This is a genomic window from Thermocrispum municipale DSM 44069 (genome assembly GCF_000427825.1).
Classification (GTDB): domain Bacteria; phylum Actinomycetota; class Actinomycetes; order Mycobacteriales; family Pseudonocardiaceae; genus Thermocrispum; species Thermocrispum municipale.
On record NZ_ATYT01000007.1, the window covers coordinates 90,227 to 108,243 of the forward strand.

Sequence of the window (18,017 nt, forward strand, 5' to 3'; positions counted from 1 at the left end):
CTCACCGGACGGTGAGCTTGCGGGCTGGGCTGTACCCGGCGGCGTGGTCGCCGTGTCCGTACTTCATGGCCCGATACGTGTATGTGCCTGCGGGTTTGCTGAAGACGAAGGTGTAGCGGCTGTTCTCGTCCAGCGTCGTCGATCGTGACGTGATCCAGCGCCCACCGGACCGGTATTGCAGGTGGACCGTCTGGCCGGGGTGGCCGGGCTTGACCTGGCCGGTGAAGCGCACCTGCCGGTGGGGTTTGACCTTGGCGGCGGCGAACGACCCGGTGATCGCCTGCCGGACCGTCACCTTCAGCGCTCGGCTGGTCGCGCCGAAGTACACCGAGCCTTCGCCGAACACCAGGCGGTACTCGTAGTTGCGGGCCGGCCCACGGGAGAAGCTGATCTTGCCGGTGGACGAGGTCGTGCCGGTGGTCAACGTCGTCCACGTGGTACTGCCTGCCGGCCGTGCCTGCAGCTGGACCTTCTTGTTCGGCAGACCACGACCGGTGTCGGTCCGTTCGAGGGTGGCGGTCAGCTTGGCCTTTCCTCCGTACCTGATCGTGCTCGGCGCCAGCGAGGCGGACAGCGCGGTGGTGGTGAGTTTCGCCTTCTTCGTCGGGCCCGCGCCTGCCTCGCTGTACGGGGTGACCGCGAACGTGTAGGTCCGCTTGCCGAGGCCGCTGAAGGTGTAGCTGCGTGCGTTCGCCGGCAGGTCGCGGGCGGTGCCCGGCGATGCCGAGACACGGTACTTGGTGATTCCGCCCAGGCCCGGCCATGCGGACGGCTGCCAGGTGACGGTGGCTTTACTGCCGGTGCCGCGCACGGTGAAGTCGCGGACGGCCGTAGGCTGCACGCCCACGCAGCCGCTGATCCCACCACAGTCGACGAACTGGGCGTGGTAAGTCGTCGGTGTCGAGGGCGCGACGAACTCGTGGGTGCGCGCCCGGCCGTTGGACCAGGAGACGAACCGATAGTCGTCGCCTTGCGGGCTGGGCGCCGACACCGCGTTGGCCGAGCCGACGATGACCGTGCGGGTGAACGGCGTGGTGTCACTCTCGCCGCCCACGGTGAGGCGCAGACCGCTGGGGTCCGAGGTGAAGGTCAGGTCGACGGTCTGGGGCTCGAGGCGCAGGGACGAGCTGCCGGTGTTGCCGGTGGAGTCGCGCGCGGTCAAGCGCAAGTCCAGATACGACGGGTAGGCGTGATCCGGTGCGACGAACGAACCGCTCGCTGTTCCCGACCAGGTGCGGACGTCGTGCGCGTGGCAATTCGTCGGGGACGAGCAGTGCTGCAGCGTCAGCTTCCAGTCCATCGCGTCGGCAGGCAAGGTGCCGTCTTGCGGGTCACTGGCGCGCCCGGAGAACTGAATGGTTTGGCCGACGCGCCAACGCAGGTCGGTCGTCGGCTGGTCGATCGCCACGATCGGGTCTTGCGACTGCGGTTGACCGATGGTCAGCGTCACGGTGTCGACGTCGGAGGCGCCCGCCCGGTCGGTGACGCGCAGGCGAGCCGTGACCCGCTCGCTCTCCAGGTAGGTCCTCCGCGGTCGCACCGCCGTGGAGTCGTCGAACTGACCGTCGCCGTCGAGGTCCCACGCGTAGGTCAGGGTGTCGCCGGGATCGGGGTCGGACGACTGCGAGCCGTCGAACTGCACGGTCAGCGGCGCTTGTCCGCTCGTCGGGTTGGCGGTGGCGACCGCGGCCGGGGCACGGTTCCCGCTGCTGTAGGTCACTCTGCGTACCTGACCGGCGCCCAGCGCGACGTAGTAGAGGTTGCCGTCGGGTCCGGTCGCCAGGTGGACCGGAACATTCGCTCCGGTGACGAACGGGACGATCTTGCTGGGGCTCGGCAACCCGTTGGTGTCGCGCTGCATGGCCCAGATGCATCCGCGGGTGCTGTCGGCGAAGAACAGCGCACCGGCGTAGGCGGACGGGTAGTTGCTGTCGGATTCGAACGCGATGCCGCTGACCGACGAGTTGCCGGTCGGGCAGCTGTCGCCGGGCACGACGTGGTCGTCGTGGTCGTAGGCGTAGTAGGGCGCCTGTTGGCCGGTGGAGTACAGCGACTCGCACAGGTTCAGGTCCGCCCCGTCGTATCCGGCTTGCCGCTGGGCCCCCTCGTAGCACGGCCAGCCGAAGTTCTCCACGGTGCCGTCGGTGGCGTCCGGGATGCGGTTGATCTCCTCCCACTGGTTCCAGCCGACGTCGCCCACCCACAGTTCACGGGTGCCGGGCCGGAAGGCGAAGCGGAACTGGTTGCGCATGCCGTAGGCGATCACGCGGCGTTTGACCTGGTCCGTGCTGCTCGCGTACGGATTGCCGGGCATCGCCTGGCCGGTGCTCGGATCGACGCGGACGATCGTGCCGTTGAGCGTGACCGGCTCGCCTGCCGGCCGCCGGACGGATTGTGATCGCAGGGCACCGCCCCGGGCGCTCGGCGGTGCGAGGTTCGTCCCGGCGGCTTGCGGCGGATCGCCGCACGGGTTCTTGCGTTGGCCCCAGTCGGCGAAGTTGAAGCTCGCGCCGTCCCCACCACCGACGTAGAGGGCTCCGTCCGGTCCGAAGGTCACCGTGCCCACCGAATGGCTGGGGAACTGCTGGCACCAGCCGGTCAGCAGGACGTGCGGGCTGCCGATGGCCTGGCCGGTTGCCGGGTCGACGGTGATGCGCGCCAGCTCACCGTCGATCACGCAACCGTCGTCGGTGGCGCCCGGCGGTGTCGGACAGTCGTCTCCCCACGGCTTGCTGTCGTGGCTGTAGAGCGCGTAGATCGACGGGTTCTGCGGATAGTTCGGGTGGACGGTCAGGCCGAGCAGGCCACGATCCCAGTAGTCGTGGACGCGGGCGCGCAGATCGATCGTCGTGGTCGGCGTCGTGTCCCCGACGGCGTCGTAGGTGCGGATCACTCCCCGCTTCTCCGCGACGAACATGCGGCCGTCCGGCGCAAAAGCGACGACAGTGGGACTGACGAGACCGCCGACGACCAGCTCATCGGTGAACCCGCTCTGCGTGGCTGCCAGCGCGCTGGGCGCCAGCAAGACCCCGGTGACGACCAGCGCAGACACCACCGCGCCGCTTCTGCCCGACAAACCCTGCACGCGCATTCCTACCTGCCCAGCACCAGGCCCCTCGCCAGGACCGTTCGCCGGTCAGGTCGAATGCGTTGCACCCAATGGCGCAAGATCACTGCAGCGTGTCCGCGCGCGCACGGAAAGTGGCTACTTCAAGATCTTCCGCAGGGCGGCGTTGGCCTTACGCGCCATGTCCGCGACGGCCTCGCGGCGCTGGCGGTCGATCTCGTACTGCTCGCGGCGGTCCTTGACCGTGCGGGCCGGGATGCCCACCGCGATGCCGTACTCGGGAATGTCGCCGCGCACCACCGCGTGCGCGCCGATGACGCAGCCGCGGCCGATCCGGCTGCCCTTGGTGATCGTCACCTTGGTGCCCAGCCAGGTGTCAGGACCGATGCGCACCGGCGCCTTCACGATGCCCTGATCCTTGATCGGCACGGTGATGTCGCTGGTGACGTGGTCGAAGTCGCAGATGTACACCCAGTCGGCCACCAGCGTGGCGTCACCGATCTCGATGTCCAGGTAGCAGTTGACCACGTTCTGCCTGCCGAACACCGCTTTGTCGCCGATGCGCAGCGAACCCTCGTGGCAGCGGATGGCGTTGCCGTCGCCGATGTGCACCCACTTGCCGATCTCCAGCCGCCCGTAGCCGGGCCTGCAGTGCAGCTCGACGTTCTTGCCGAGGAACACCATGCCGCGCAGCACCACGTGCGGGTTGGCCAGGCGGAACTTGAGCAGCCGGAAGTAGCGGACCAGGTACCACGGGGTGTAGGCGCGGTTGCGGATGATCCAGCGCAGCGAGTCCATGGTGAGGAAGCGGGCTTGCTGCGGGTCCTTGCGCATCTTGCGCCAGGCGGACAGCCGATCCAGCATCGGCGAACCCCACATCGACGTCATGCCCGACACCCTACTGGCGGGTCTGGCCGGGCGGCGCGGTTGGCGCCGCACACGCGGCCCTGCGCCGGAAACCGACGCGAATGGGCACACCCGTGCGCTCACGCAACTCGAGACACCTCTCCCCCGGACCCGCCGTGGTAGGAATCGGGTATGGCCGATCGCAGGATCACGCTTCTCCGGCACGCGAAGGCCGCCTGGCCGGACGAGGTGGACGACATCGACCGCCCGCTGGCCGAGCGTGGCGAGCGTGACGCGTCAGCCGCCGGTCGCTGGCTGGCCGACAGGCCGCAACCTTCGCTGGTGGTGTGCTCCCCCGCCACCAGGGCCCGGCGGACCTGCGAGCTCGCCATGGCCGAGCTGCCCGAGATCCCCGTGCGCGTCGAGGAGCGGGTCTACGCCGCCTCCGCCGGTGAGCTGCTCGACGTGGTGCACCACCTGCCCGACAGCGAGCAGCACGTCGTGCTTGTCGGCCACAACCCGGGGATGTCCCAGCTCGCCGGTCTGCTCACCGGCGAACGGATCGAGCTGTCCACCACCGGTATCGCCGTCGTGGCCTGGCGCGGCGCGTGGTCCGACGCAGCACCCGGCAAGGGCCGCCTGGTCGACACCGCAACGCCACGCGGCTAGCTCGACGGCCGGGCGGCTCCTCAGCCGGCCGCCGCACGATCTGGCTGGTCAGTGCCCGCAGCGCTGCCGCGACCGCCGCCGCCGTCTGCTTGCCCGGCCACATCCGGTTTGATGGGCACATGCCAGCGCTCATCATCGACACCGACCCCGGCGTGGACGACGCCTTCGCCATCGCGCTCGCCGCTCTGGACCCCCACGTCGAACTGCTCGGCGTGACCACGGTGTACGGCAACGTGCCGGTCGAGGCCACCACCCGCAATGCGCAACGAATCCTCGCGCTGTGCGGCGCCGGCGGCGTACCGGTCGCCAAGGGCGCCGAGCGCCCGCTGGTGCACCCACACCCGCACCGAGCGCGCTACGCCCACGGCACCGACGGCCTCTCCGGGCGCTCGGACGTGCTGCCCGAGCCGTTGTCCCCCATCGCCGGTATCGGTGCCGTCGAGCTGATGGTCTCGCTGCTGCGGCAAGCCGACGAGCCCGTGGTGCTCGCCCCGATCGGCCCGCTGACCAACATCGCCCTCCTACTGGCCGCCTACCCCGAGATCAAGCCGCAGATCGACCGCATCGTGATCATGGGCGGCGCGGTGGACGGCGGCAATGTCACCGCTCGTGCGGAGTTCAACCTGTGGAGCGATCCGGAGGCTGCCCGCCGCGTGCTCACCGAACCGGGCGTGCGTTGCGTACTGGTGCCGATGGACCTCACCTACCAGTGTGCGGTCGACGTCCCGTGGCTGGACGAACTCGCCGCGTCCGGCCCGATCGGCGCCGCCCTGCGCGAGCTCACGACCGACTACCTGGACCACTACACGAAGACACTCGGCCGCCCCGCGGTGGTCATGCACGACGCGATCGCGGTCGCCGAGGCCATCTGGCCGGGCACGCTGCGCACCGAGGCCTTCCCGCTTGACATCGAGTGTGGTTTCGGCCCGGCCCGCGGCGCGTTGATCACCGATCGCCGCCGCCGCGAGCTGATCGCCGAGACCGCGCCGACCGACACCGAACCGGTCGCCGTCGCGCTCGACATCGCGTCGGAATCGGGTTTCGACGGCCTGCGACGACGGCTGCTAGGCGGTTTGGCCCAGTCCCGGTAACGATCGCCGACGACAGCCGACAAACCGGACGACCCGGTTTGCTCACGGCGTCAGGAGGAGGCGGGGGTGGGACAGCCGAACGGCCGGGTGATCGCCGGTCGCTATCGGCTCACCCGCAAGCTCGCCAGCGGCGCGATGGGCGCCGTCTGGCTGGCGCACGACGAGGTGCTCAACCGGACCATCGCCGCCAAACAACTCCTGCTGCCGCCCGGACTCGCCGACGACGAGGCGGAACGGGCACGGCAGCGCGCGCTGCACGAAGCCAGGATCGCCGCGCGGATCAGTCACGCCAACACGGTGACGATCTTCGACGTCGCGGACGACTTCGGCGAACCCGTGCTGATCATGGAGTACCTGTCGTGCAGCACGTTGGCGCACAAGCTCGCCGAGCAGCACACGCTTCCGGTGGCCGAAGTGGCCAGGATCGGAGCAGCCGTCGCGGCCGCGCTGGCCGCCGCGCACGCGAAAGGCGTCGTCCACCGGGACGTCAAACCCGCGAACATCCTGCTCTCCGACGGCCCGGACCGGCAGGTGAAGCTCACCGACTTCGGCATCGCCTACTCGTCGGGGGACGCCGACGGCACCGGACCGTTGATCGGGTCTCCCGCCTACCTGGCGCCGGAAACCCTCAGCGGCCAAGATCCGACACCCGCCGCGGACGTGTTCTCCCTCGGCGCCACGCTGTATCGCGCCGTAGAAGGGCACCTGATCTACGGCGAACTCGACAACCGGACCGCGGTGCTGCACGCGGCCGCGGCGCACCAGATCGTCCCGCCGGAACGCGCAGGCCCGTTGGCGCCCTTGCTGCGCGCCATGCTGGCCGAGGACCCGGCGCAACGACCCACCATGCGTGAGGTCCACCACCGACTGCGGGGGATCGTCGCCCAGGCGGTGAGCCAAGCATTCGCACCGACCCTGCCGCCTGCCGAACGCCCTCGTCGCCGGTCCCTCCGCGGCCGCTCGGGGATGCGCCTGCTCATATCCGGCTCCGCCGCCGCAGTGGCCCTGGTCGCGATCGCGGCGATCTTCACGGTCGGTTTCGGCCCCGACCCACGGGAGTCCCGGAACAGAGCGACGCCGGCACCGGACGATCGCACCGCCGTGGTGATGCGCTTCTACCAGGCGTTGCCGAACGACAAGGACGCCGCATGGACGCTGCTCACTCCCCGTGCGCGGGCCACCGGGCGGGCGGAGTTCGACGCGTACTGGAACTCCATCGACGCCGTGACCGTCGTCCAACCCGCGAAGGTCGACGGCGACACGGTCAGCATCGGCATCGTCGTCGAACACGAAGGCCGACCCTCGTTCCAGCGCGCCGAGCTGGCTGTCGTGCCGCACAACGGCAGGTTGTTGATCGACTCCATCAACAAGACGATCAAGAACTCGCCAGGCTAGCCCGCGGTCCCGCGTCGCGGTATCCGCTGCGCCCGGGCACCCGCAGACCCACATCACGGAACCCGCTACACCGGGAACCCGCAGGGCCAGCCCGCAGGCCCGCGTCGCCGTATCCGCTGCGCCCGGGCACCCGCCACGCCGGCCCGCAGACCCGCACCACGGCCGGCAACCGGGCTGGCCGCAGTCCCGCGCATCACGGGATCCGGTGCGCCCGGCAGACGAACGCCGTCGGACTCCGGCCGATCCGGGTCAGTACCACCGTGGCGTCGTCGTCCCCGCTGAGCTTGAGCCGCGGCCGCAACGTGTTCGGGTCGATGTCGAGCCCACGCACCAGGATCTCCACCCGGCCGATCCCCAGCCGCCGCAGCGTGGCCCGCAGGTCCTTCTCGCGATACCGCCCGAACTCCCGGATCTCGAACGCGCGGGTTCCCGGCGGCGGCCTGTCCCCGGTCAAGTAGGCGATGTGTTCGTCGAGCTGCCACAACCCGTGGCGGGCGGCGTAGTGCCGCACCAGGCCGGCGCGCACCACCGCACCGTCCGGGTCGATGATCCACTCGCCCGGCTCACCGACCGGGCACTCGTCCGGTTCGTCCTCGGTCACCGACCACGACGTTCCGTCGCTGCGCAGGACGGTGGCGCGACGCTTCGCGGTGGCGACCGAGCCGCGCCACAGGCACGCTTCCCGCACCTGCCCGTCCAACGACACCAGCTCGCGCTCGTTAGCCCACGGCACGGCATCCGGGTCGATACCGGGCGCGCACTTCACCACGAGATCGCGCTGCGCGTAGGCCTGCCTCAGCTCGTCGAGCGCCGGCACGAAATCCGCGGGGTTCCACCGGCGCCTGCCCCGGGCGTCCCGGCGAGCCGGATCGGCCACGATCACGGTGTGCCGGCTGACCGGCCGGAGCGCATCGGCCCGCACGACCACGGCGTCCGGCACGTTGTGCCGCGCCATCGCAACCCGTACCGGATCGAGGTCCGACCCGAGGCAGCGGTTCGCGGTGCGGCGAAGCTCGACGAGATCCGCACCGATCGAGCACGTCACGTCGTGCACGTCGCGACCGGCGAGCCGCTCGGCGCGATGACGTGCCACGACGGTCGGCGTGGCTTGCTGTAGAGCGTCATCCGTGAGCAGCCAGTCCTCCGCGCCGGCCAACTTGTCCCTGGCGCGCCGCCGCAGCAGCAGTGTCTCCAACACCGCGGGCGCGCGAACGCCCACGATCTCCCGCGCCGTGGCCACGTCTCGCAGCCTGCTGCGCTCGGACAACTCGAGGCCCGCACAGGCGCGCAGCGCGGCAACACCGTCGGCGGAACGGAGGAATGCGACGTCGTCGAGCGTGAACGCGTAGCCCACTAGCCCACGGGTTTGGTCCCGGTGATCATCACGTTGTAGAAGACCGATCGCGGCAGCACCTTCGACAGCACCGTGCGGTCCAGCGCGATCAGCCGCTGCCAGGACCGGTAGGCGAACCACCGCCACCCCGGCGTCAGCTTCTCCGGCGGCACCGCGGCCTCGAACGTACGGATCGGCCAGCCGAGCAACGCCGCCGAGAACTCGTCGGTCACCGCGCGCACGCCCTGCGCCCCGGCCTCCCGCGCCCAGCGTTCCAGCTCCGACGGATCGAACGTGTGCAGGTCGACCACGGCCTCCAGGGCCGCCGCCCGCGACGACTCGTCCAGCTCACGCTGAGGCTTACGCCATTGCCGCAGCGGCCCCAGCCGCGTGACGTTCGTGGTGACGAACCACGTGAGCCTGCCCAGCCTGCGTGCGTACCAGTCGCCGATCTTGGTCGGCTCGCCGCAGAACACGAACCGGCCACCCGGCTTCAGCACCCGCAGGACCTCGGCGAACGCCTTGCGGACGTCCGGGATGTGGTGCAGTACGGCATGCCCGACGACCAGGTCGAACGTGTCGTCGTCGTACGGAATCCGCTCCGCGTCGGCCACGCGCCCGTCGACGTCCAGGCCGAGATGGGCGGCGTTGCGCAGCGCGGCCTGCACCATGCCCGGCGACAGGTCGGTGACCGAGCCCTTCTTGATCACCCCGCCCTGCATCAGGTTGAGCAGGAAGAAGCCCGTGCCGCTGCCCAGCTCCATCGCCGTCTCGTACGGCTCCGGCTCCTCCCCCGCCACCGCACGGAAGACCTCGACCGCGTACGAGATGCAGCGCTCGTCGTAGGAGATCGACCACTTCTCGTCGTAGGTGCCCGCCTCCCAGTCGTGGTACAGCACGTTGGCCAGCTTCGGGTCCGCATACGCCGCCTGCACCTCCTCGGCCGAGGGGTGCGGCTTCGGAGCCGGGTCGGCAGGGTCGGGCGATCCTCCGGACGGGCTCGCCGTGGGGTCGATGACGTCGGTCACGTGCCGTTCTCACTTCCGTGCATTGGTTGCTGGCTCACCCACGCCGCCGGCGTCACCGTCCGGTGAAGGTGGCTTTCCCCGGACCATTCTCGATGAAGGACGTCATGCCCGCGCGCTGATCGTCGGTCGCCCACAGCGCGGAGAACACGTGGCTCTCCAGCCGCAGGCCGCTGTTCAGGTCGGTGTCCAGGCCACCGTCGATGGCCGCCTTCGCCGCCGCCAGTGCGCGCATCGGGCCGTTGGCGAACTGCGCCGCCCACTTGTGCGCCGCCGAGTAGACGTCGTCCGGCGCCACGACCTCGTCCACGATGCCCAGCGACAGCGCCTCGTCGGCGGGCACGAAGCGGCCGGTGTAGATCAGGTCCTTGGCCTTGCTCGGTCCGATCAGCCGCGCCAGCCGCTGCGTGCCACCCATGCCGGGGATGATGCCGAGCAGGATCTCCGGCTGGCCGACCTTGACGTTGTCGCCTGCCACTCTGCGGTCGGCGGCCAACGCCAGCTCCAGCCCGCCGCCCAGGGCATAGCCGGTGATCGCGGCGACGGTCGGCTTGGGGATCTCGGCCACCGCGGTGATCGCCGAGGTCAACTGGGGTGCCGCGGCGGCCATCTCGGCGTAGGACATGCCGGCCATCTCCTTGACGTCCGCGCCGCCGGCGAACGTCTTCTCGCCGCCGTAGATCACCACGGCCCGCACGTCGTCCCGCTCGGTCGCCTCACGCGCGGCCTGCCTGATCTCCTCCTGCACCTGACGGTTCAGGGCGTTCACCGGAGGGCGGTCCAGTCGAATCGTGCCGACGTTTGCCTCGACCTCAAGACGTACGAACTCTGCCACGCGAAGCTCCTTCGGGCCTGACGGCGGTCTACTCGCCGGTAGGCTACCGCCTGCGGGCGAAGAAGCGCTCGCCCCACCTTTCCAGCAGCAGATCCTCGCCGAAGGTGAGCGAGAGGTTCTCCGCGGTCAGCACGTCGTCGATCAACCCGGCCGCGACCGGCTTGCCGTCACGCAGCAGCAACGCGTTGGTGAAGCCCGGCGGGATCTCCTCCACATGGTGGGTGACCAGCACGATCGCCGGCGCATCCGGGTCCTTGGCGAGCATCGACAGGCGGCCGACCAGATCCTCCCGGCCACCCAGGTCGAGACCGGCGGCCGGCTCGTCCATGAGCAGCAGCTCGGGGTCGGTCATCAGCGACCGGGCGATCAGTGTGCGCTTGCGCTCACCCTCGGACAGCGTGCCGAAGGCGCGGTCGGCCAGGTGCGCAACGCCCAGCGCCTTCATCAGCTCCTCGGCCCGCTCGGTGTCCACCTCGTCGTAGGACTCCCGCCAGCGGCCCAGCACCGCGTACCCGGCCGAAAGCACGACATCGCGCACCTTCTCGTCCCCGGGAACGCGGGCGGCCAGCGCGGCCGAGGCGAACCCGATGCGGGGGCGCAGCTCGAACACGTCCGTGCCGCCGAGCCGCTCGCCCAGGATGTGCGCGGTACCGGCCGACGGGTGCAGTTCGGCGGCGGCGATGCGCAGCAAGGTCGTCTTGCCCGCCCCGTTCGGGCCGAGCACCACCCAGCGCTCGTCGAGTTCCACCGCCCAGTTCACGTCGTCGAGCAGCATCGACCTGCCGCGCCGCACCCCGACCCCGGACAGGTGCACGACCAGGTCGTTGGGGTCTTCCGGCAGCACGGGCTGTTGCGCCACACGAGGCTCCTCGGACTTGTCGGTGGGCTGGGGGGACGCTGATTGTGGGGCCACGTTCTCATTCTGGCGTGGCGGCTCCGGCAGGTGGTGCCGACCCACTTCCTGTTCGACCGGTTCGATGCCGAACCGACGGAGCAACTTCCTGGCGAACAATCCGGTACGCATACGTCTCACTTCGGCGCCGGCAGCACGCCGGCCTGGGCACGTCGGCGCGACGCGTGGCTTGCCGAGCGCGCCCGCCTGCTGGTCACGACGTGGTGCTGGGACGAAACCGCGGACATGGCCATCACCCTACAGGCGCTTCGGTCACTGGACCGCCACCTTGCCCAGCTCGGCGGGTACCGCCAGCAGCTCGTGCTTGGGCAGCACCCGCACGGTGTATCCGATCGCACCGGCACGCGGCAGCGGCACGGTCGCGGAGAAGGTGTGCGGGCCACCGTCGGGCTGCATGGTGTAGGTCACGATGTCGTGCATCTGGTCGGTGTCCCCCAGCCTGCCGAGCACCGCCTGCACTTCGACTTCGTCCGGGCCCAGACCGGCGAGTTCCACGGTGGCGCGCACCTTGACGTCGGCGCCGACCACCAGGTCGCGACCGTCGGCTTCCAGCTCGGAATCGACCACCCGCACGCCGGGCCACGACTCCTCCACCCGCGCACGGTAGGCCGCCAGGTCCTTGGCGCCCGCGAACGAGTCCTCGGCCAGCCGCGCCACGGTCTCCGCCGCGGGCAGGTAGCACCGCTGCACGTATTCGCGCACCATGCGGGAGGCCTGCACCCACGGGCCGAGGGTCTGCAACGTGTGCCGGACCATCGCGATCCACCGGGTCGGCACGCCGGTCTCGTCCCGCTCGTAGAACAGCGGCGCCACCTGCTGACCGAGCAGCTCGTACAGCGCGGCCGCTTCCAGCTCGTCGCGCCGCAGCGGGTCGGTGACGCCGTCGGCGGTCGGGATCGCCCAGCCGTTGCGGCCGTCGTAGCCCTCGTCCCACCAGCCGTCCTTGATGGACAGGTTCAGCCCGCCGTTGAGCGCGGACTTCATGCCGGACGTACCGCACGCCTCCAGCGGCCTGGTCGGGTTGTTCAGCCACACGTCGCAGCCCCAGTACAGGTAGCGCGCCATGGCCATGTCGTAGTCCGGGAGGAACGCGATGCGATGCCGCACGGCGGGGTCGTCGACGAAACGCACGATCTGCTGGATGAGGGCCTTGCCGCCCTCGTCGGCCGGATGTGACTTGCCCGCGACGACGAACTGGATCGGCCGGCGCTCGTCCAACAGCAGCGCCCGCAGCCGGTCCGGATCGCGCAGCATCAGCGTGAGTCGCTTGTAGGTCGGGACGCGCCGCGCGAAGCCCACGGTCAGCACGTCCGGGTCGAACGCGCGCTCGGTCCACCCCAGCTCGAGCGGCGACGCACCGCGCTGCAGCCAGGCATTCCGCAGCCGGCGACGGACCTCCTCGACGAGGATGCCGCGCAACCGGCAGCGCAGCCGCCAGAGCTGCTGGTCGGTGCACTCCGGTTGCCGTTCGCGCAGCTCGGTCATCTGCCGGGCGGTCCACGTAGGGCCGTGCACGCCGTTGGTGACCGAGGTGATCGGAACTTCGTCGGCGGGAAACCCGGGCCAGAGCCGGTTGAACATGGCGCGGGAGACCTCACCGTGCAGCCGGGACACGCCGTTGGCGCGCTGCGTCAGCCGCAGGCCCATGTGCGCCATGTTGAACAGCCCCGGGTTGTCCTCGGCACCGAGGCTGACGATCCGGTCGAGGTCCAGCCCCGGCAACAGGCGGCCGTCGCCGAAGTAGCGCCGCACCTTCTCCACCGGGAACCGGTCGATCCCGGCGGGCACCGGGGTGTGCGTGGTGAACACCGTCCCCGCCCGCACCGCGGCGACGGCTTCGTCGAACGACAACCCGTGCTGGCCGACCAGTTCACGCACCCGTTCCAGGCCGAGAAAGCCCGCGTGTCCCTCGTTGGTGTGGAACACCTCCGGCTCGGGATGGCCGGTCAGCTCGCAGTAGCGACGGACGGCACGCACGCCGCCGATGCCTGCCAGCACCTCCTGCTGGAAACGATGGTCGGTGTCGCCGCCGTAGAGCCGGTCGGTCACCGTGCGCGCGTCGTCGTCGTTCTCCGGCACGTCCGCGTCCAGCAGCAACAACGGCACCCGGCCGACCTGCGCCTTCCAGATACGCGCGTACAGCGTGCGGTCCGCGGGCAGGGCGATGTCGACCAGCATCGGCGCTCCGTCGGCGTCGCTGAGCAGCTCCAAGGGCAGACCGTTCGGGTCGATCACCGGGTAGTGCTCGACCTGCCACCCGTCCAGCGACAGCGCTTGCCGGAAGTAGCCCGCGCGATAGAGCAGCCCGACACCGATCATCGGGACACCGAGGTCGGAGGCCGCCTTGAGGTGATCGGCGGCCAGCACGCCGAGACCGCCGGAGTAGTTCGGCAGCGCCTCGGTGACCCCGAACTCCATGGAGAAGTACGCGATCCCCTGCGGCCGCCTGCCGTCGATCTCCCGCTGGTACCAGCGCGGCTTGGTCAGATACTCGCGCAGATCGTCGGCCGCCTGCTGGACGCGCGCGAGGAACTCCTGATCGGTGGCCAGTGCGTCGAGCCGCCTCGGATCGACCTCGACCAGGATGCGCAGCGGATCACCGCCGACGTCGGCCGCCAGCGCCGGGTCGATCGAGGCGAACAGATCCCTGGTCGGCGGGTGCCACGTCCACCGCAGATTGGTGGCCAGCTCGGTGAGCCCGGCCAACGGCTCCGGGATGCCCGCCCGGACGGTGAACCGTCGCACTGCCTTCATGCGTACCGAACATAGCGTGCACCACCACCCGTCGACGGCGACCGGCGATCCCTCATGCGTGTCAGATCACCCAAACCCCCCACCCACGGTGATCTCGCTCGATAAGGTGCGCTACGACGTTCCGTCGTGGTCTGGACTGCAAAGCGAGATGAGATGACATACCGGGGTAAAGCGCTGGCTGCGTGCCTGCTGATCGGGGCACTGGGGGCCGCCGCGTGCGGGTCGACGACCGCGGGGACGCCGGTGGGGCCGGACGTCAACAAGGTCGGCGGGATGCCGGTCACGCACTTCGAGAGCGGACTCAAACCCGACGCGCCCCAGCCGGACATCGCGGTGGAGAACGCCACCGACGACCAGGCGGACAAGATCGCCATCGCGACCATCGCGGACGTCAGCGAGTACTGGTCGGAAGTCATGCCGAAGGAGTTCGGCATGGAGTTCGACCAGGTCAAGCGGCTGCTGTCGTACGACTCGGACAGCGACAGCATGCAGCTGTGCGGCCGCAACGTGCAGGGCGAGATGAACGCGTTCTACTGCCCGCCGGATGACGCGGTGGCGTGGGACCGCGGCGTGCTGCTCCCTCGGCTGATCAAGCTGTACGGCGACGTCGCGCCGATCACGGTGCTGGCGCACGAGTACGGGCACGCGGTGCAGCACCGGCTGGGCGACAAGGCGGGCATCCCGGCGGAAGGTCCGGAGCCGAAGACGATCGTGCTCGAGTCGCAGGCGGACTGCTTCACCGGCTCGTACTTCCGGTGGATCGTGGAAGGCAAGTCGAAGTACTTCAAGGTGTCCACCGCCGAGGGCCTGAACGCGGCGCTGAGCACCATGTACCTGGTGCGTGACGCACCGGGCAAGCTGTCCGGTGAGGTCGGCGCGCACGGCACCGCGTTCGACCGCACGCTGGCGTTCCGGGAGGGCTTCACCGACGGCCCGAAACGGTGTGCCTCCTACAACGAGCAGTTGATCAAGGAACGCACCACCCAGTTCTCGTTCAGCCAGAACGACCCGGACCGCGGCGACATGCCGGTCACCGAGGATTCCGTCCGGCTGATCAAGGAAAGCCTGGACCGGGTGTTCGACGGCAAGGGCAAGCCGGACCTGCAGACCACCGGCGGCACGTGCCCGGACGGCAGCGGCACGCCGCCGACGTCGTACTGCCCGAAGGAGAACGTGGTCACCGCGGACCTGGCGGCGTTGGCGCAGATCGGTTCGCCCATCGACCGGCAGCTGGAGATGAGCGGCGAGGGTTCCACGGGTAAGGGCGACTTCGCCGCGTATGCGTCGGTGGCCTCGCGCTACACGCTGGCGGTGCAGAAGGCCGAGGGGAAGTCGATCGACGACATGGACGCGGCGCTGCGTACGGCCTGCCTGACCGGCGCGTGGGCGCGCGGCGTGCAGAACCCGGAGCAGACCAGCGGATCGGTCATCCGGCTCTCGCCCGGCGACGTCGACGAAGCGATCCTGGAGATGCTGCAGCCGGAGAGCCTGATCGGCTCGAACGTGCGCGGCGACCAGGTGCCGAGCGGCTTCCTGCGCGTGGAGGCGTTCGGGAAGGGTTACCTGGAGGGCGCCACGGCCTGCTGATCGCGGCGGCTGGGGCGTCCGCCGTGGCGCCCGAGCCGCCGAAGCAGCCAGATCTCGGCCCGCGCCGACCGGTCGTCCTCCGGCGCTCAGCCTTCCGCAGGACGGTCAGTCGCAGCCGCGCGGAACACGCGGGCCCGATCGGACCACGCCGGGGCGCACCACGGCGGCCTCCTGCCTGCTCGGCCGGCCACCGCTCGGCGTCGATGGCTGCGGTGCGGCGCGAAGAGTCGTCAGTACAGCGCGGAAGCCAGGTCCCGCCGCGCCTTGGCCACCCGCGGGTCTGCGGTGTCGAACAGCTCGAACAGCTCGACCAGGTGCGCCCGCAGCTTGTCCCTGTCCTCCCCCGCGCTGCTACGGATGCCGTTGATCAGCCGGGCGAACGCGGCCTCCACCTGATTGTTGGCGACCTCGTAGTCCGCGGCCTCGATCGCGGCGGCCACGTCCTTCGGGTCGGCGTCGGCGCGCTGCACGGCCGTCGGGTCCAGCTTCGTCGACCGGGACAGGAACTTGACCTGGGTCAGCGCCGCCTTGGCCTGCTCGTTCGCCGGTTCGTCGGCCAGGATCCGCTCGTAGGCGGCGGCCGCGGCCTCGAAGTCGCCCCGCTCGACGGCCTGCTCGGCCTCGGTGAACCGCGGGTCCGGCGGTGCGTCCTGGGCGGCCTGCTGGGCGGCGGCCTGCACGCCGGGCAGCTTGTCCTTCAGCGCGGTCAGCAGCCGATCCAGCCACTGCCGGATCTGCGGCTCGGGCAGCGCGCCGGTGAACGCGTCGACCGGCTGACCGCCCGCGATGGCGACCACCGTCGGGATCGACTGCGCCCCGAACAGCTGCGCGATGCGCGGGTTGGCGTCCACGTCCACCTTGGCCAGAACCCACGCCCCGTTGGACTCGCCCGCCAGCCGCTCGAGCACCGGGCTGAGCTGCTTGCACGGCCCGCACCAGTCGGCCCACAGGTCGACCACCACGAGCTGCTGCATCGAGCGCTCGACGACGTCTGCCTGGAACGAGGCCTCGGCGACATCGATGACCGAGGCGCCAGCACCGCTTGCGGAGCCGTCCTGCGCGGCGGGCTGGCCCTGAGTAGCCGATTGCGCCTCGGCGCGTTGCTTGAGCGCGGTCAGATCCACCGCGCCGGAAATCCCACGTGGTGCTGTCACGGTCCCCAATCTACCTAGCGACGCCCTCGGCCGGGGCAGCGGTGCGCCGTGCCGGGACACCGCACTGCTACCTTGCCAGCCATGGATCGCCGCAAGCCGTTGCCATTCGACCCGATCGAGCGGGCAGCGCAGCTGTGGACCGAACGAATCGGCCCTGCGGACACCATGGCGGCGGTGACCGGCGTGATGCGGGTACAGCAGATCATCCAGTCAGCGGTGGACGGTGCGCTCAAGCCGCACGGGCTGACGTTCGCCCGCTTCGAAGCGCTCGTGCTGCTGTCGTTCTCCCGCCGGTCGGCGCTGCCGATGCGGGTGATGGGCGAACGGCTGCAGCTGCATCCGACGTCGGTGACCAACATCGTCGACCGGTTGGAGGCCGACGGGCTGGTCAAGCGGGTACCGCACCCCAGCGACCGGCGGGCCACCCTGGTGGAGATCACCGAACCGGGCAGGCAGCGGCTGCAGGCCGCCACCGGGGCGGTGACCTCGATCGACTTCGGGCTGAAGGGTCTGACCGAGCGGCAAACCCAGCAGCTGATCGAACTGCTCACCAGAGTGCGCAGGGCCAGCGGCGATTTCGAGGACTGACCCAGCGCTCGACCCGCGGATCGGCCCCGTCGGCTCCTGATCAGGCTGTCTCGACCGACAGGCCGACGGTCAGGCCGTCTGCACGAACGAGCCGACGATCACGCCGTCCGCACGAACGAGCCGACGATCACGCCGTCCGCACGAACGAGCCGACGATCACGCCGTCTGGACGAACAGCCCGACGCCCGCTCTGCTCCGGACCTCGCGGTCGTCCAGCTTGCCGGTGCGCAGCGCCCACCGCTCGAACGGCCAGCTGCCCAGCGGCACCACCGCGGCCAGGCCGGACAACAGCAGCGTCGCCGCGTTCCACCGGCACAACCGGGCGATCACCAGCGCGGTGATCCCGTAGCAGACGAACATCACCCCGTGGGCAAGGCCCAACACGGGCACTCCGCCGTCGCCCAGCCCCAGCACGGAGCGGGCGAACATGCCCGCGAGCAGGCCGGCCCACGACAGCGCTTCCGCCACCGCGACCGCCTGGAAGAGCTTGACGACCTTGCCGTGCACTTTCCCTCCCCGGACCGTCTTCGCGAACGAGGAAATTCTGCGGTCGTGACCGCGCTCACGGCCGGTTCGGGAGTGCCCGCTGAGACCGCCGACACAGGGTCCGGACGGGCCTTCGAGGGCTGCCGACGGCGCTCTACGGACGTTGACGGTGCGCAGCGCCGCACCTACCTCGCCAGGGTGATCACGCCCAAGCGATCCACCGTACTTCTGACGGAGCGCGACGAGGCTTAACCCACCCGAAGGACAAGAACTT

Annotated in this window: 14 protein-coding genes; 5 read left to right on the plus strand and 9 right to left on the minus strand. The window is 70.2% G+C overall.

Annotated features, from left to right (window positions below; genetic code table 11):
- Window position 1 precedes the first annotated feature (1 nt).
- Both YWM_RS22780 and YWM_RS0108855 read right to left on the minus strand, forming a co-directional pair.
- The gene (locus tag YWM_RS22780) at window positions 2-3,085 is read right to left on the minus strand and encodes a PQQ-dependent sugar dehydrogenase (RefSeq protein WP_245565981.1); all 3,084 of its coding nucleotides are present in this window, start codon (window positions 3,083-3,085) and stop codon (window positions 2-4) included.
- A gap of 120 nt (window positions 3,086-3,205) precedes the next feature.
- Window positions 3,206-3,955: an acyltransferase gene (locus YWM_RS0108855; protein ID WP_028850430.1), complete on the minus strand. Its 750-nt coding sequence runs from the start codon at window positions 3,953-3,955 to the stop codon at window positions 3,206-3,208.
- Window positions 3,956-4,105: 150 nt separating this feature from the next.
- Between YWM_RS0108855 and YWM_RS0108860 the strand changes: the two genes are divergently transcribed.
- The 3 genes from YWM_RS0108860 (at window position 4,106) to YWM_RS25155 (ending at window position 7,068) form a co-directional block, all read left to right on the plus strand.
- On the plus strand, window positions 4,106-4,582 hold the full coding sequence (locus tag YWM_RS0108860; RefSeq protein ID WP_028850431.1) for a SixA phosphatase family protein: 477 nt from the start codon (window positions 4,106-4,108) through the stop codon (window positions 4,580-4,582).
- Window positions 4,583-4,701: 119 nt separating this feature from the next.
- Window positions 4,702-5,673, plus strand: a complete 972-nt coding sequence (locus YWM_RS0108865) for a nucleoside hydrolase (protein WP_028850432.1) — start codon at window positions 4,702-4,704, stop codon at window positions 5,671-5,673.
- Between the two features lie 66 nt (window positions 5,674-5,739).
- The gene (locus tag YWM_RS25155) at window positions 5,740-7,068 is read left to right on the plus strand and encodes a serine/threonine-protein kinase (RefSeq protein WP_028850433.1); all 1,329 of its coding nucleotides are present in this window, start codon (window positions 5,740-5,742) and stop codon (window positions 7,066-7,068) included.
- A 193-nt stretch (window positions 7,069-7,261) separates the two neighbouring features.
- Here the strand turns inward: YWM_RS25155 and YWM_RS0108875 are convergent, their stop codons facing one another.
- From YWM_RS0108875 to glgP, 5 genes are all read right to left on the minus strand, one after another.
- Window positions 7,262-8,422 carry a class I SAM-dependent methyltransferase gene (locus tag YWM_RS0108875; RefSeq protein WP_028850434.1) on the minus strand — a complete coding sequence of 387 codons (1,161 nt, stop codon included), beginning with the start codon at window positions 8,420-8,422 and terminating at the stop codon, window positions 7,262-7,264.
- Window positions 8,422-9,429 carry a class I SAM-dependent methyltransferase gene (locus YWM_RS0108880; RefSeq protein ID WP_028850435.1) on the minus strand — a complete coding sequence of 336 codons (1,008 nt, stop codon included), beginning with the start codon at window positions 9,427-9,429 and terminating at the stop codon, window positions 8,422-8,424. Before YWM_RS0108880 ends, YWM_RS0108875 begins: the two co-directional genes overlap by 1 nt.
- Before the next feature lie 52 nt (window positions 9,430-9,481).
- Complete coding sequence (locus YWM_RS0108885; protein WP_028850436.1) at window positions 9,482-10,261, minus strand: enoyl-CoA hydratase/isomerase family protein; 780 nt, start codon at window positions 10,259-10,261, stop codon at window positions 9,482-9,484.
- A 43-nt stretch (window positions 10,262-10,304) separates the two neighbouring features.
- Entirely contained in the window at window positions 10,305-11,036 is a 732-nt protein-coding gene (locus tag YWM_RS0108890) for an ABC transporter ATP-binding protein (RefSeq protein ID WP_211232472.1), read from the minus strand.
- A 390-nt stretch (window positions 11,037-11,426) separates the two neighbouring features.
- Window positions 11,427-13,928: an alpha-glucan family phosphorylase gene (gene glgP / locus YWM_RS0108895; RefSeq protein ID WP_028850438.1), complete on the minus strand. Its 2,502-nt coding sequence runs from the start codon at window positions 13,926-13,928 to the stop codon at window positions 11,427-11,429.
- Window positions 13,929-14,081: 153 nt separating this feature from the next.
- On the opposite strand from glgP, the gene YWM_RS0108900 reads away from it, so the two are divergent.
- A complete protein-coding gene (locus YWM_RS0108900) occupies window positions 14,082-15,515 on the plus strand; it encodes a neutral zinc metallopeptidase (RefSeq protein ID WP_028850439.1) in 1,434 nt (477 codons plus the stop codon).
- A gap of 230 nt (window positions 15,516-15,745) precedes the next feature.
- Here YWM_RS0108900 and YWM_RS0108905 read toward each other — a convergent pair whose 3' ends face one another.
- Window positions 15,746-16,708: a tetratricopeptide repeat protein gene (locus tag YWM_RS0108905; RefSeq protein WP_052344726.1), complete on the minus strand. Its 963-nt coding sequence runs from the start codon at window positions 16,706-16,708 to the stop codon at window positions 15,746-15,748.
- A 42-nt stretch (window positions 16,709-16,750) separates the two neighbouring features.
- Here YWM_RS0108905 and YWM_RS0108910 point away from each other — a divergent pair, with 42 nt between their 5' ends.
- Window positions 16,751-17,257: a MarR family winged helix-turn-helix transcriptional regulator gene (locus YWM_RS0108910; RefSeq protein ID WP_043660269.1), complete on the plus strand. Its 507-nt coding sequence runs from the start codon at window positions 16,751-16,753 to the stop codon at window positions 17,255-17,257.
- A 156-nt stretch (window positions 17,258-17,413) separates the two neighbouring features.
- Here the strand turns inward: YWM_RS0108910 and YWM_RS0108915 are convergent, their stop codons facing one another.
- On the minus strand, window positions 17,414-17,764 hold the full coding sequence (locus YWM_RS0108915) for a DUF3817 domain-containing protein (RefSeq protein ID WP_028850442.1): 351 nt from the start codon (window positions 17,762-17,764) through the stop codon (window positions 17,414-17,416).
- Between the last annotated feature and the right edge of the window lie 253 nt (window positions 17,765-18,017).

What these genes read in the sequence shown, in the direction of transcription:
- YWM_RS0108855 (WP_028850430.1), bottom strand. Translation starts at nt 3,955, where the DNA reads ATGACGTCGATGTGGGGTTCGCCGATGCTGGATCGGCTGTCCGCCTGG.
- YWM_RS0108860 (WP_028850431.1), top strand. Translation starts at nt 4,106, where the DNA reads ATGGCCGATCGCAGGATCACGCTTCTCCGGCACGCGAAGGCCGCCTGG.
- YWM_RS0108865 (WP_028850432.1), top strand. Translation starts at nt 4,702, where the DNA reads ATGCCAGCGCTCATCATCGACACCGACCCCGGCGTGGACGACGCCTTC.
- YWM_RS0108890 (WP_211232472.1), bottom strand. Translation starts at nt 11,036, where the DNA reads ATGCTGCTCGACGACGTGAACTGGGCGGTGGAACTCGACGAGCGCTGG.
- glgP (WP_028850438.1), bottom strand. Translation starts at nt 13,928, where the DNA reads ATGAAGGCAGTGCGACGGTTCACCGTCCGGGCGGGCATCCCGGAGCCG.
- YWM_RS0108900 (WP_028850439.1), top strand. Translation starts at nt 14,082, where the DNA reads ATGACATACCGGGGTAAAGCGCTGGCTGCGTGCCTGCTGATCGGGGCA.
- YWM_RS0108910 (WP_043660269.1), top strand. Translation starts at nt 16,751, where the DNA reads ATGGATCGCCGCAAGCCGTTGCCATTCGACCCGATCGAGCGGGCAGCG.